This is a genomic window from Caballeronia sp. A2-2 (genome assembly GCF_057612605.2).
Genome location: NZ_CM172588.1, coordinates 321261 through 335532 on the forward strand (window position 1 = coordinate 321261; position 14272 = coordinate 335532).

Genomic DNA, 14272 nt, shown 5'->3' on the forward strand with positions numbered 1-14272 from the left:
AATTTCCTTCTTGAGTCTTGTCCAGAAGTGCAATCCCGGGTCGATGTTGAGGCTGCCAACTTTTTGCCACATAAGGCCGCTAAACTCCACACGCTCAACTTCCCGGTCCGCCGATGCTCGCCGAACAACGTCATCAATACATCCTGGCCGAACTGGACCGTCACGGCGCGCTCGCGGTGGCGGACCTGGTGCGTGCGCTCGACGTGTCGCGCGAGACGGTGCGGCGCGACCTCAACGTGCTCGCGCAACGCGGTCTTTTGACGATGACGCATGGCGGCGCGCTGTCGGTCGATCGTCGCGAGCCGCATGTCGATGTGCGCGAAGGCGCGAATGCGGGCGCCAAGCGTTCGATCGGTGTGCGCGCGGCGGCGTTCGTGCCGGATGGCGCGTCCGTCATCATCGATTCGGGCAGCACGACGCAGGCGCTCGCGCGTGCCTTGCAGGACCGGCATCGGCTGACGGTGTACACGAACGACTGGCGCATTGCGTCGTTGCTCGGACGGCGCAACGGCAACCGCGTGACCTTGCTCGGCGGCGAACTGGCCGATCTCGAAGATGCCGCTTTCGGTCTCGATACCGTGCAGCAGCTTTCGCAATATCACGCGGATTTTGCGTTCGTCGGGGCGGGCGGGATTACCAGCGAGGCGCATCTGACCGATTACTCGCGGCTCGCCGCCGAGGTGCGCGCGCGCATGATCGCGGCGGCGGCGTGCGCGATCGTGCTCGCCGACCGCTCGAAGTTCGGCATGGTGACGCCGGTGCGCATCCACGGATTCGAGTCGGTGCGCTATCTCGTCAGCGAAGGCGCGCCGGACAAGAGCTTGCGGCGCGCGCTGGCGGCGCGTGGGCCGGAGTTGATCGTCGCCTGAATCGTTCGGTCAGAGCGCGCCCGGTTCGGGTGTGGCCGCGTTCACGCCCGCCGCTTCCAGCGCTTCGTGCAGCGTCGAAAAAATCCGCTCCGCCCCGACGATGCCCGTCAGCCCATGCCGGTCCATGTCCGCGCGCAGATAGCGGTTCACGCGGCCGAACAACACGGTGATGTTTAGCGCCTGCAAGCGGCGAATGAGATCGCTCACGCTGCGCGCCGCCGAATAATCGAGATCGGTGATAGCCCCGGCATCCACGATAAACCAGCGCAAACCGCCCGGCGCGCGCTCCGCGAGCTGAATGATTTCCTCGCAGAAGAAGTGATCGTTGGCATAGAACAAGTCCGCGCCGAAGCGATACACGATCAGGCCGGGCGCGGTGATCGTGCCCGTCTGCACCGGCGCGAACTGCCAGCGGGACGAGGGCGCGGTAGGCGTGAGCATCATCGTGTGCGGGCGATAGCTGTGGCGGACGTGGCGCATCAGCGAGAGCGCAACCGCCAGCAGAATGCCTTGCTCGACGCCGATCATCACGACAGCGGCGGCGGTGATCAGCGCGAGATTGAACTCGCCGGGACTTTCCGCGCGGATCTCGCGCAGGCTTTTGATATCGACCAGCCCGAGCGCGATGGTGAAGACGATGCCCGCCAGCACGCAATGCGGCAGGTATTGCAGAAAGCCGCTCAGAAACAGCAACACGACGACCACGACCACCGCGAAAGTAAGCTGCCCGAACTGACTTTGCGTGCCGGCGCGGTCGGCCATCGCGGTCTGCGTCGGACTGCCGTTCACGACGAAGGTTCCACTGAACGCGGCGGCGGCATTGGCGGCGGCGAGGCCGAGGATATCGGCGTTGGTATCGACTGCTTCGTCGTGCTTCTGCGCGAACACGCGCGCGGCGGCGGCGCTCTGCGCGATGATCATCACGAAGCACGATGCCGCGACCGGGACGAGATCGAGCGCCTGTTGCCATGTCACGGCGGGAAACTCGATGGCCGGCAGACCGCCCGCGACCGGCCCGAGAATCGCGATGCCGTGCGCGGTGAAATCCATCGTCCTGCTCGCCGCGATACTGCCGATCACCGCGACGAGCGGCACCGGCAGGCGCGGTGCAAACCGCTTCGCCAGAAGAATGCCGGCGACCACGAGCGCGGTCAGTGCGAGCGTGGGCGCGTGCGCTTGCGTCGCGTGGGCGATGACGTAGAACAGTTGCGCGAGACTGCGTGAGGACGGATAGGGCACGGTCATGCCGAGCATGTCGCCGAGCATCGCGATCGAGACTTGCATGCCGACGCCTGCGAGAAAGCCTGTGAGCACGGTGCGCGAGAGAAAGTCCGCGAGAAAGCCTAACCGGAAGATGCGCGCGCAGAGGAGCATCACGGCGGTGAGCAGCGCGACCATGCTGGCGAGCGTGACGTATTCGGCGCTGGCCATGGGCGCCATCGTCGAGACGCGGCTTGCGAAGATGGTGGCGGTCGCGGAATCGGCGGCGACTACGAGATGTCGCGATGCGCCTATGAGCGCGAAGGCGGCGAGGGGGAACAACGCGGTGTAGAGGCCCGTGACCGTCGGCATACCGGCGATGCGTGCGTAGCCCAGGACTTGCGGGATGTCCATCGCGGCGAGGGAGAGGCCGGCGAGGGAGTCGCGCAGGGCGGTGGCGCGGGTTAGGGGGAGGATGCCTTTGAGGAAGGCTGGGCGTGGGTTGGGTGATTTGTTGTTCATGATATGGCCCGTGGATGGGGCATCTTAACAATGCGGTGGCCGCCTGCCGTGAATTGTATCTGCCGATACTTGAGGTTTCAGACAGTGTCGGGTGAGATTTCGCTTTCTCTGTCTATTAGGTTGTCGTGCAAGGGGCTGCTGTTGTTTGTGTTGTTTATTCAGTAGCCGCCTCCCCGGCGGGGGGGTAACTTTCTTTGCTGCTGCAAAGAAAGTCACCAAAGAAAGCAGCTTTTTACCCCATGCACGCTGGCTGGAAAGGGTTGGTCTGGATTAACGATACAGTGGCCGCGATAGGACTTTCCACGCATAACAAGCCGCTTAGGCAACCTGGCGATCACGCGCTCGAATAAACAACACTTAGTGGACCGCAGTCATTCATTCGGCCATGCGCTGCGCGCGCCGAGAGCGTAAGAACGGAATCCCGCAGCGTATCAGCGCCCAGCCACCTCAAACGTCACCGCTATGTCGTTATTCGGCCCTACCTTGGTAAGCACTTCTGGGCAAAGCGCACACACCAACGCAAGTCACCTTTTAGTCGGAGCACTAACCAAGGTAGGACCGAATAGCAATCTTGTGGGGAAGTATGAGGTGGCTGGGCGCTGATACGCTGCGGGATTCCGTTCTAAAGCTCTCGGCGCGCGCAGCGCATGGCCGAATGAATGAGCGCGGTCCACTTAGCGTTGGTGATTGGAGCGCGCAATCGTGAGGTTGCCAATGCACGTAACCAACCGAAGGACATCCTATTGCGGCCACTGCATCAGTTAATCCAGACCAACCCTTTCCAGCCAGCGAGCATGGGGTAAAAAGCTGCTTTCTTTGGTGACTTTCTTTGCAGCAGCAAAGAAAGTTACCCCCCCGCCGGGGAGGCGGCTACTGAATATAAAGCACAAGAACCAGAAGCCCCTTGCACGAAACCAACAACAAAACCACACCGCCAACGACAGCAAAAAACAAAACCCGTCCGCCACCCGCCCCGCACGGGGCCCAAAAATCCCCTTTGCTTTTTGTGCCATTCCTTGGCAACCCGTGGCGCGTCATCCCCATGTCACGAACCTTTGCAATCCTTCTGCCTGAAAGTCGACGACGCCCGCCCGCGGCGTTCGCATGACGCCACCGCTTTCCCGACCAGAGAAACCAGAGAGACCACCATGATTCGCGATACTCGCTTCGCGCGCCGCCTGTTGCCGGCCGTCGCCGCCGCCATGACGCTGTTCGCCACGCTGCCGATGCCCGCGCACGCCGCCGACGCCGTCGTGCTCTACACCGCCGATGGCCTCGAAAATCTCTACAAGGACGTGCTGCCCGCCTTCGAGAAGAAAGAAGGCGTGAAAGTCAACATCGTCACGGCAGGCAGTGGGGAAGTCGTGAACCGCGCGACCGTCGAAAAAGATTCGCCGAAAGCCGACGTGCTCGTGACGCTGCCGCCGTTCATCCAGCAGGCGCAGCAAAGCGGCCTGTTGCAGACGTATGCCAGCGCCAACTACAAAAACGTCCCGGCCATCGCGAAAGCCACGGATGGTTCGTGGGCGACCTTCGTGAACAACTACTTCTCGTTCGCGATCAACCCCGACACGACCAAGACCGCGCCGAAGACCTTCGCGGACCTGCTGCATCCCGACTACTCGGGCAAGATCGCGTATTCGAACCCGGCGACGGCGGGCGATGGCATGGCCGTCATCATCCTGACGTCCGCGCTGATGGGCGAAGATGCGGCGTTCAAGTATCTCGGCTCGCTGGAAAAGAGCGCGAAGTTCCACACGAAGGGCACGGGCTACCTCGACGTGCTGCTCTCGCGTAACGAAATCGCCTTCGCGAACGGCGACCTGCAAATGGACCTCGACGATGCCGCGAACGGCGGTCTGTCCATCAAGCCGCTGTTCCTCTCGGGCAAGGCGGGCGACGCGCCCACGACGTTCCAGTTGCCGTACGCCATCGGCCTCATCAAGAGTGGCCCGAATCAGGACGAAGGCAAGAAGCTGATCGACTATCTGATGTCGCCGGAAGTGCAGGCGAAGGTGCCGGACATCTACGGCATTCCGGGCCGCACGGACGTGCCGCTCGCCGGCAAGAACGGCGAGGCCGTCAAGCAGGCGATTAGCGGCGTCAAGCTGATTCCGGTGGACTGGAATCAGGTCATGGAAAAGAAGGCGGGCTGGACGGAGCGCTGGAAGTCCGAGGTGATCGGCAACTCGGGTAAGCAGACCGACGTCGTCAAGCCGAAGTCCTGAAGTGAGCACGCTCGCCATCGAACGAGGCGCGCTCGACGCCGAAGCGCACACGCCGGGCGTGCATGTCGATCGCCTGACGGTGCGCTTCGGCACGCGCACGGTGCTCGACGATCTCTCGCTCAAGATCCGGCGCGGCGAGTTCCTCACCGTGCTGGGCCGAAGCGGCTGCGGCAAGACCACGCTGCTGCGTTTCATCGCGGGTTTTATTTCCGCCGATGCGCTCGCGGGCAAGCTCAACGTCGCGGGCCGCGATCTCACGCATGTGCCGCCGCATCAGCGCAATCTCGGGTTGTTGTTTCAGAGCTATGCGCTGTTTCCGCATCTTTCCGTGTTCGATAACGTCGCGTTCGGTTTGCGTGCGCGCAAGCTGAAGGCGGCGGATATCGCGCGGCGCGTCGCAGATGCGTTGAAGCTCGTGCAACTGGGCGAATCCGGCCACGTCATGCCCGCGCAATTGTCGGGCGGCATGCAGCAGCGCGTGGCGCTGGCGCGTGCGCTGGTGATCGAACCGGACGTGCTTCTGCTCGACGAACCGCTCTCCGCGCTCGATGCCAATCTTCGCGCCTCCGTGCGCAGCGAACTGAAGGCGCTGCACGAGCGTTTGCCGAACCTGACCATCGTCTGCGTGACGCACGATCAGGACGATGCGCTCGTGCTCTCCGACCGCACGCTTTTGATGCGCGATGGCCGTATCGCGCAACTCGGGCCGCCGCGCGAACTCTACGATGCGCCCAACGACAGCTTCGTCGCGCGCTATCTCGGCGCGGCTAATCTGCTGCCGCCGCGCGTGGTCTATCCCGTCGGCGATGCGCGTCACGAAGAACGCGACAAGCTCGCGTGCATTCGGCCCGAGCGTTTCACCATCGTGCCGCTGGGCGAAGGGCAATTGCACGGCACGATTGCATCGATCGAATGGTACGGCTCGGTGTTGTCCGTCTCCGTTTCGCTCGATGCCGTGCCCAACGAGCCGGTGATCGTTTCCGCGCAACGCGGCCATCATCGCCTGCCCGAAAAGGGCTCGCGCGTATCACTTCGCTTCGAGGCTGACGATGTCGTCCTTGTCCGTCCCTGACGATATCGATGTCGCGCGCGAAAGCATCGTCACCGATGCCGAACTCGACGCGCAATTCGCCGCGCACGCGCAGGCCGCGAAGCGTCGCGAACGCGCGGCGAACTGGCATCTGCTGTTCATTCTGGTGATCGTGCTGGGGCCGCTGGTGGTGTATCCGCTCGTGCGGCTCGTCACCTTGAGCGTCACCGGTCCGCACGGTCTCACGTTGCAACCGTATATCGCGTTCTTCGGCAATCCGGAAACGCGCGGCGTGATCGGCACGACGCTTGGCATTCTGTTTGCAAGCGCGAGTCTCGCTTCGTTGCTTGGCGTGGCGCTGGCGTCGCTACTGTTCTTCCGGCCGTTCGCGGGCGCGCGATTGCTCACCCGCTTCCTGGAATTGTTCGTGGCGTTTCCGTCGTTTCTGGTCGCCTTCACGCTGATCTTTCTGTATGGCTCGCAAGGGTCGGTCAGCATCGGCCTGCAAAGACTTTTTTCGCTCGATGCCCCGCCGATCGATTTCCTGTTCGGCATCGGCGGCGTGATTCTCGCGGAAGTCGTGTTCTATGCGCCGTTCGTCGTGCGGCCGACGCTTGCATCGTATGCAACGTTGGACATGCGGCTCGTGGAAGCTGCAAAGAGTCTCGGCGCGAACGGCTGGATGGTCGCGAACAAAGTCATTCTGCCGCTCGCGTGGCCGGGCATCGCGGCGGGCACGGTGCTGTGCTTTCTGCTCACGCTGAACGAATTCGGCATTCTGCTGGTACTTGGCAGCGCGCATCTCATCACCTTGCCGATCGCGATCTATAGCGCGGCAACCGTCGATCTCGATCTGCCGACCGCCGCTGCCGGTTCCGTGGTGATGCTGCTGATGTCCTTGTCTCTGTACGCGCTGTACCGGCGCGTCGATCGTCGAACGGGTTCACGCTGACATGCAGCTTTCGTCTTCCTTCAGATTGCATGCGCTGATGCGCCACGTGTTCACGGGCCTGATGGCCTTCGTGTGCTTCTGGCTGTTCGTGCTGCCGGTGATCGTGGTCGCGCTGTCGAGCGTGGCTTCGCACTGGTCCGGCACGATCTTCCCCGATGGCTTCAGCATGCGCTGGTTCGAACGCCTCGGTTCGAGCGATCTGGACGCCATCACGACGAGCCTGCAAGTGGGCTTCGGCGTGGCGATCATCGGCACGGCGCTGGGGTTGTGGCTCGCGCTCGCGCTGGAAGGACGCGACCGGCGCGGGCTCGGCGCACTCGTCGATGGCGTCGCGATGCTCGGCAACGGCGTGCCCTCGGTGGTGCTTGGGCTGGCGGTGCTGATCGCCTATCACAAGCGGCCGCTCGATCTGTCCGGGTCGGCGGCCATCGTCGTGCTGGTGCAACTGGCGCTGGTGCTGCCGTTCTGTTACCGCTGCGCAGCGGCTGGTCTGCGCCCGGAACTGACCATACTGCGCGAAGCGGCAGCAAGTCTCGGCGCGCCGCCGCGCATGGTGTTGCTGCGTGTGGTGTTGCCGCAACTCGTGCCCGCCATCCGCGCGAGTCTGGCGCTGGGTTTCGCGATCTCGCTCGGCGAACTCGGCGCGACGCTCACGGTGTATCCGCCGGGTTTTGCAACGGTGCCGATCGTCGTGGTGGGACAGGTCAATCGCGGGTACTATCTGCCGGCTTCGGCGCTGTCGTTGATTCTGCTTGGCGTATCGCTCGCAGCGTTGCTGCTTATTGCCGTTCGCGTACCCAAACGCGTCACCTGAGCAAGAAAAATTCCTCATCGATTTCGCAGACGAATCATACGGATCACGAAATAATTATTACCGGTTTTTGTCCGGCATACGATCCGTGTATAAGCTGCCACGGCACGTTCCGCACGTTCGTGCCGTCATACCAAAAAAAATAAAACTGGCGTAATCTGCACCTTCACGCACACCGCATCGACGCGTCTTCGGGCTGCCGAACCATGACGCATCTTCGCGGTCGTTGCATACGTCGCAAATACCGGAGGCTTCGATGACATCGGTCGATCTCGAATTCGAACATCTCAACAGCACCGTCGATGCGCTCAGGCGCTCCATCTCCAACCGCCTGATGTACGGCGTCGGCAAGGACGCGGTCACCGCGCAGCCGCGCGACTGGCTCCATGCGGTGGAACTCGCGGTGCGCGACCGCCTCGTCGCACGCTGGATGCGCACCACGCGCATGCAGTACGAACAGGACGTGAAGCGCGTCTATTACTTGTCGATGGAGTTTCTCATCGGCCGGACCTTCAGCAATGCGCTGCTCGCGCTCGGCATCTATGACGAGGTGAAGGACGCGCTCAATCAACTCGGCATTGATCTGGCCTCGCTCGAAGATCTGGAGCCGGACGCCGCGCTCGGCAACGGCGGTCTCGGGCGTCTCGCCGCGTGTTTCCTGGATTCGATGGCGACCGTCGGCGTGCCGGGTTTCGGCTACGGCATCCGCTACGAGTACGGCATGTTCCGGCAGACCATCGTCGATGGCAATCAGGTCGAAATGCCCGATTACTGGCTGCGCGCGGGCAATCCGTGGGAGTTTCCGCGCCCCGAAGTGGTGTACACGGTTCACTTCGGCGGACGCACCGTGCAGCACGACGACCGCACCGAATGGATCGACACCGAGCACGTGAACGCGATGGCCTACGACACGGTCATCCCCGGTTTCGCGACGACGGCGACCAACACGCTACGTTTGTGGTCCGCGCGCGCGACGGACGAATTCGATCTCTCCGCGTTCAATCAGGGCGACTATCGCCGTTCGGTGGAAGCGAAGAACACGTCCGAGCACGTCTCGCGGCTGCTTTATCCCGATGACTCGACGCAAGCCGGGCGCGAGTTGCGTCTGCGTCAGGAATACTTCTTCGTCTCCGCGACGATGCAGGACTTGATCCGCCGCTATCAGCGCACGCACACGCATTTCGGGCGGCTCGCGGAAAAGGTCGCGGTGCATCTGAACGACACGCATCCGGTGCTGGCCATTCCCGAACTCATGCGCTTGTTGGTGGATCGTCACCATCTGCCGTGGGACAAGGCGTGGAAGCTCATCCAGCAGATGTTCTCGTACACCAACCACACGCTCATGCCGGAAGCGCTGGAAACGTGGGATGTCGAGATGCTCGCGCGTTTGCTGCCGCGTCACCTCGAAATCATCTTCGAGATCAACGCGCAGTTCCTGAAGCAAGTGACTGAGAAATTCGGCCGCGATACTGAACTGATCCGCCGCATCTCGCTGGTCGATGAATACGGTCAGCGCCGCGTGCGCATGGCGCATCTGGCGATCGTCGCGAGTCACAAGGTGAATGGCGTGTCCAAGCTGCATTCGCAGTTGATGACGCAGAACATTTTCTCGGACTTTGCGCGCATGTATCCCGAGCGCTTCACCAATGTGACGAACGGCATCACGCCGCGCCGCTGGCTGGCGCAGGCGAGCCCGTCGCTGTCGAAGCTGATCGATCAGCGGCTCGGACCGCGCTGGCGCACCGATTTGTTCGAACTCGGCCGCCTGCGCGAATGGCGCGATGATCCCGAGTTTCAGAAAGCCTTTTATGAAGCGAAGTTCGCCAACAAGCTGCGGCTTGTCGAACGCGCCAAACGCGAGGCCAATTCGATCATCAATCCGGAAGCGCTGTTCGATTTGCAGGTGAAGCGCATTCACGAATACAAGCGGCAGTTGCTCAACATCCTGTATGTGATCGTGCGTTATAACCGCATCCGCGAGAATCCGCAGCAGGACTGGACGCCGCGCGTGGTGATGTTCGCGGGCAAGGCGGCGTCGGCCTACAAGATGGCGAAGAGCATCATCAAGCTCATCAACGATGTGGCGAAGAAGATCAACTCGGACCCGCTGATCGGCGACCGGCTGAAGGTGGGTTTCATTCCGAACTACGGCGTGAGCGTGGCGGAACTCATCATTCCGGCGGCCGATCTTTCCGAGCAAATTTCGATGGCGGGCACGGAGGCATCGGGCACGGGCAACATGAAGCTGGCGTTGAACGGTGCGCTGACCATCGGCACGCTGGATGGCGCGAATATCGAAATTTGCGACGCGGTGGGGCGCGAGAATATCTTCATCTTCGGCAATACCACGGATGAAATCGAATCGCTGCGCGCGGCGGGTTATCGTCCACGGCAGATTTACGATGAGAACCCGGAACTGAAGCTCGCGCTCGATCAGATTCGGCTTGGGCATTTCTCGCCGGAAGAACCGCATCGCTTCTACGATATTTTTCACACGCTGGTGGATTGGGGCGATCACTACATGGTGCTGGCCGACTTCGACAGCTTCGACAAGACGCAGACCGAAGTGGACCTGAAGTATCGCGACAAGGAAGCGTGGACGCGCAGTGTGATCGAGAACGTCGCGGGCATGGGGATTTTCTCGTCGGATCGCACGATCGCGGAATATGCGCGCGATATCTGGCACGTAGAGCCGTTGCAGATCACTTGACGCTCGATAGGTTGTACAAGCCGCGTGACGCAACGTCACGCGGCTTTTTCATGCCTGCGCGGGACGCGTTGCTTGCGCGTGTTTCACGACCGCATCCGCCACAAGCGCGGCCACGCGGTCGGCAAATTCCTGATCCTTGGTGATGAGCACTTCACGCTCTCCACTCGGCGTATTCACCATGAGCTGAAAGATCACATCCTGCGTGATCCACGTCAGATAGCCGACGACGATGACCATCACGCCGATCACGAGCGCCGCCCCCGAACCCGTGACGATGCCCGCGGCAAGACCGACAGCGCCCAGCAGCGCGAGAATGACGGGCAACGGTTTCTTGCGCTCGATCTTGATGACCCGCGCCGCGCGCAAATCGCGCAAGGGAATCATCTGGCCCGAGGCCGACAGGCCGGCGCGCGAAAGCGTGACGCCGCGTTCGTTGAAGGGTGTTTCCATGTATGCGTGTATCAGGACATAAACGGGGCAGGTTACCAGACGGCGGATGTGTCCGGCATGACGCGGGTCAACGCGACCCGCCGCCCGTTCTTGCATATCGCGTTTTAACGATATATACTTCGCCACAAGACGATTCGGACGGCTCGATCATCGGGACTGCCGGCGTCGGACGCTCAATGCAACGAAATGGACATCGACGCAATCCACAAAGCCCTCGCCAACCCGCTTCGCCGTGAGATTCTCGAATGGCTGAAGGAGCCGGAGCGGCATTTTCCGGATCAGGAATTGCCGCACTCGCATGGCGTTTGCGCGGGCCAGTTCGAAGATCGCTGCGGCATGTCGCAATCCACTGTCTCCGCGCATCTCGCGACTTTGCACAAGGCCGGACTGGTCACCACGCGACGCGTCGGGCAATGGGTGTTCTTCAAGCGCGACGAAGCGGTGATTCAGGCGTTTCGCGATGCCGTGGAGCATCTCTGAGTACATGCGCGATGCCACATCACTTACCTTTATATTTGTTCAGGATACCTTTTCATGTCGATTCTCTTTGAACCGCTTCAGGTCGGCGCGCTCACGCTGAAAAACCGCGTCATCATGGCGCCGCTCACGCGTCAACGCGCGGGCGTCGAACGTGTGCCGAACGCGCTGATGGCGAAGTATTATGCGGACCGCGCATCGGCGGGTCTGATTCTGAGCGAGGCGACTTCGGTCATTCCGCAAGGCGTGGGTTACGCGGATACGCCGGGCATCTGGTCCGACGAACAGGTCGAAGGCTGGAAGCTCGTGACGAAGGCCGTGCACGAGGCAGGCGGCAAGATCATGCTGCAACTGTGGCACGTCGGCCGCGTCTCCGATCCCATCTTTTTGAACGGCGAATTGCCGGTGGCGCCGAGCGCGATCGCGGCGGGCGGACACGTGAGCCTCGTGCGTCCGCAACGTCCGTTCGTGACGCCGCGCGCGCTCGAACTCGACGAACTCGCGGGCGTGGTGGCGGCGTATCGCACCGGCGCGGAAAACGCGAAACGCGCGGGCTTCGACGGCGTGGAAGTGCATGGCGCGAACGGCTATCTGCTCGACCAGTTCCTGCAGGACAGCACCAACACGCGCACGGATGCGTACGGCGGCGCCATCGAAAACCGCGCGCGTCTCATGCTCGAAGTCGTCGATGCGTGTATCGACGTGTGGGGCGCGGACCGTGTGGGCGTGCATCTCGCGCCGCGCGCGGATTCGCACACCATGGGCGACAGCGATCGCGCCGCGACCTTCGGTTATGTCGCGCGTGAGCTTGGCAAGCGCAAGATCGCGTTCATCGCGGCGCGCGAGCATGAAGCAGCGGACAGCCTCGGACCGCAATTGAAGAAGGCGTTCGGCGGCGTCTATATCGTCAACGAAAACTTCACGAAGGACAGCGCCGAAGCGATCATCGAACGCGGTGATGCAGATGCGGTGGCGTGGGGCAAGCCGTTCATCGCGAATGCCGATCTGGTGCGACGCTTCGAGCTGAACGCGCCGCTCAACGAGTGGAATTCGGCGACGTTCTATGCGCCGGGGGCGGAGGGGTATACGGATTATCCGTTGCTTGAGACGGCGGAATGACCGACGCATGATGCAGTAGAGAAAACAGCGGCTTCGGCCGCTGTTTTTTTTGACCTGACGCAATGAGCCCCGGCTCGATATGCCGACGCCGGCATTTCAATAGCCTTCAGATATATCCGATATCGCTTCAAAGGGCCGGAAGGTAAATTCCGGGCCCCGTCGTTCTATCGATATTGGAATGCAATCATCCTGCATGCCGCGCGCCTCCATCGCGTGCCGCTTCCGCCCGAACTGCCGGCTGCTTCGGCGTCGAAAAAAATAAGGCGGATCGAACGTGGATCCGCGTCTGCTTGGCCTCTACCTCGACGAACTCCGTTTCATGCAGTCCATGGGTGGGGAGTTCGCCGCAGAGCACCCTAAAATTGCCCGGCGACTGGGCATGTTGAATGACGAAACGAGCGACCCTTATGTGCGCCGCCTGCTCGAATCGTCCGCGTTCGTCAACGCGCGCCTTCAACAACGCTTCGACGACGAATTCCCGCTGCTCACTCAGGCGCTGCTGTCCTGCGTTTATCCGAACTATCTCGCGCCCACGCCGGCCATCGCGGTCGCGCGCTTCTTTCCGGGCGAGAAGACGGCGGGCTTTGTGACGGGTCATACCATCGCACGAGGAACCGAACTCACGTCCGTCATCTCCGACGAAGAGAAGACCGCGTGCCGGTTTCGCACGACTCAGGATGTGACGCTGTATCCGCTCGTTCTGAAGGAGGCGCGGCTGACTCACGCGCCGCCCGATGTCCGGGGACAAGACCGCTATGTGACGCCCGATCAGCGCGTGCGCGGCGCCCTGCGTCTGCGACTCGGCACGATGGATGGCGCGCCTCTGTCTTCATTGGCCGGACTCGACCGGCTACCGCTCTATCTGGCCGGCGACGACAAAATCGCCTCGCATCTGCACGAACTCATTCATGCCGGCGCGCTGGTGTCGATCATCGGCGAGCCGGGACGTTTCAGTGAACCGGGCTATGTGCCGCATGTGGTCGAATCGGACGCGGTCATTCAGGAAGGGCTCGGCCCCGACGAGACGGTACTGCCGCTCGCTTCGTCGAAGTTTCTGGGACACAACCTGCTTCAAGAGTATTTTTCTTGCCCGAGCCGGTTCTTCTTCTTCACGTTGACGGGGCTTCAGAAGGGTTTCGCGCGCATAGACAGTTGTGAAGTCGAGATCATCGTGCTGTTGAGTCGCCCGACCGGGGAGCTGGCCGAGCACGTGGACGCATCCATGTTCGCGCTGTTCTGCGCACCGGTCGTCAATCTGTTTCGCGCCCGGACCGCGGCCAGGCAGATCAGCAATGGCGGAAGCCGGGTCCATCTCGTGCCGTTCGAGGAAACGCCGCTCGATTACGAAGTCCACTCGGTGGAACGGGCCATCGGTCAGGTCAACGAGGATTCGGAGGAACTGCCGTTTCATGCGTTGCATCAGGCCATGCTTGCGGATGAGGACTCGCACGCGGGCTACTTCACGGTGCATCGCGAACAGCATCTGTCGACGGCGAAGCGGCGTTCGTATGGCACGCGTGCGCCTTACGTCAGCACCGAATCGTTTCTCTCGCTGGTCACGCGCGACGGCACGCCTTACGAGCATGGCGACAAAGGCCAGATCAATTACTTGTCCGTCGATGTCTGGCTGACCAATCGCGATCTGCCGGGCTTGCTGCACTGTAACGGCGTGCGGGATCTCGACATGCGCAGGTCGGCGTCGATCGCGAGCATCGGTCTCGTGCGCGCGCCGAGCCGGTCGCGGCCGCCGCTTGCATTGGGTATCAAGGCATGGCAACTGTTCGCGCAACTGGACCTCGACTATTCCATCTTCGATGACAGTCACGACGAAGCCAATCCGGGCGAAGGGTTCCTGAGTCAGCTCTGGAGCGAGTGGGGCCTCGTTCGATAACATCGAGCAGTAT

Annotated in this window: 11 protein-coding genes; 9 read left to right on the top strand and 2 right to left on the bottom strand. The window is 62.0% G+C overall.

The genetic code is table 11. The features are described 5' to 3' along the window. The first annotated feature begins 113 nt into the window (after positions 1-113). Positions 114-869 (top strand): DeoR/GlpR family DNA-binding transcription regulator, encoded by a 756-nt coding sequence (locus ACZCWR_RS17715; RefSeq protein ID WP_487304289.1) that lies wholly within the window; start codon positions 114-116, stop codon positions 867-869. A gap of 9 nt (positions 870-878) precedes the next feature. Here ACZCWR_RS17715 and ACZCWR_RS17720 read toward each other — a convergent pair whose 3' ends face one another. Beyond that, the gene (locus tag ACZCWR_RS17720; RefSeq protein ID WP_487304290.1) at positions 879-2591 is read right to left on the bottom strand and encodes a SulP family inorganic anion transporter; all 1713 of its coding nucleotides are present in this window, start codon (positions 2589-2591) and stop codon (positions 879-881) included. 1148 nt (positions 2592-3739) lie between these two features. Here ACZCWR_RS17720 and phnS point away from each other — a divergent pair. The 5 genes from phnS to ACZCWR_RS17745 all read left to right on the top strand — a co-directional run bounded on the left by phnS (position 3740) and on the right by ACZCWR_RS17745 (position 10322). Then, on the top strand, positions 3740-4819 hold the full coding sequence (gene phnS, locus ACZCWR_RS17725; protein WP_487304291.1) for a 2-aminoethylphosphonate ABC transporter substrate-binding protein: 1080 nt from the start codon (positions 3740-3742) through the stop codon (positions 4817-4819). Between the two features lies 1 nt (position 4820). Continuing rightward, on the top strand, positions 4821-5891 hold the full coding sequence (gene phnT, locus ACZCWR_RS17730) for a 2-aminoethylphosphonate ABC transport system ATP-binding subunit PhnT (protein WP_487304292.1): 1071 nt from the start codon (positions 4821-4823) through the stop codon (positions 5889-5891). Then, entirely contained in the window at positions 5869-6801 is a 933-nt protein-coding gene (phnU, locus tag ACZCWR_RS17735) for a 2-aminoethylphosphonate ABC transporter permease subunit (RefSeq protein ID WP_487304293.1), read from the top strand. The genes phnT and phnU overlap by 23 nt, the downstream gene beginning before the upstream one ends. A 37-nt stretch (positions 6802-6838) precedes the next feature. After that, entirely contained in the window at positions 6839-7615 is a 777-nt protein-coding gene (phnV, locus tag ACZCWR_RS17740; RefSeq protein ID WP_487304733.1) for a 2-aminoethylphosphonate ABC transport system, membrane component PhnV, read from the top strand. A gap of 253 nt (positions 7616-7868) precedes the next feature. Then, a complete protein-coding gene (locus ACZCWR_RS17745; RefSeq protein ID WP_487304294.1) occupies positions 7869-10322 on the top strand; it encodes a glycogen/starch/alpha-glucan phosphorylase in 2454 nt (817 codons plus the stop codon). Positions 10323-10370: 48 nt separating this feature from the next. On the opposite strand, the gene ACZCWR_RS17750 is transcribed toward ACZCWR_RS17745, so the two are convergent. Beyond that, positions 10371-10772, bottom strand: a complete 402-nt coding sequence (locus ACZCWR_RS17750; protein ID WP_487304295.1) for a DUF6232 family protein — start codon at positions 10770-10772, stop codon at positions 10371-10373. A gap of 186 nt (positions 10773-10958) precedes the next feature. Between ACZCWR_RS17750 and ACZCWR_RS17755 the strand changes: the two genes are divergently transcribed. The 3 genes from ACZCWR_RS17755 (at position 10959) to tssF (ending at position 14259) form a co-directional block, all read left to right on the top strand. Beyond that, positions 10959-11252 (top strand): ArsR/SmtB family transcription factor, encoded by a 294-nt coding sequence (locus tag ACZCWR_RS17755; protein ID WP_487304296.1) that lies wholly within the window; start codon positions 10959-10961, stop codon positions 11250-11252. Between the two features lie 54 nt (positions 11253-11306). Continuing rightward, a complete protein-coding gene (locus ACZCWR_RS17760; RefSeq protein ID WP_487304297.1) occupies positions 11307-12368 on the top strand; it encodes an alkene reductase in 1062 nt (353 codons plus the stop codon). A gap of 328 nt (positions 12369-12696) precedes the next feature. Further along, entirely contained in the window at positions 12697-14259 is a 1563-nt protein-coding gene (gene tssF / locus ACZCWR_RS17765) for a type VI secretion system baseplate subunit TssF (protein ID WP_487304734.1), read from the top strand. The last annotated feature ends 13 nt before the right edge of the window (positions 14260-14272 follow it).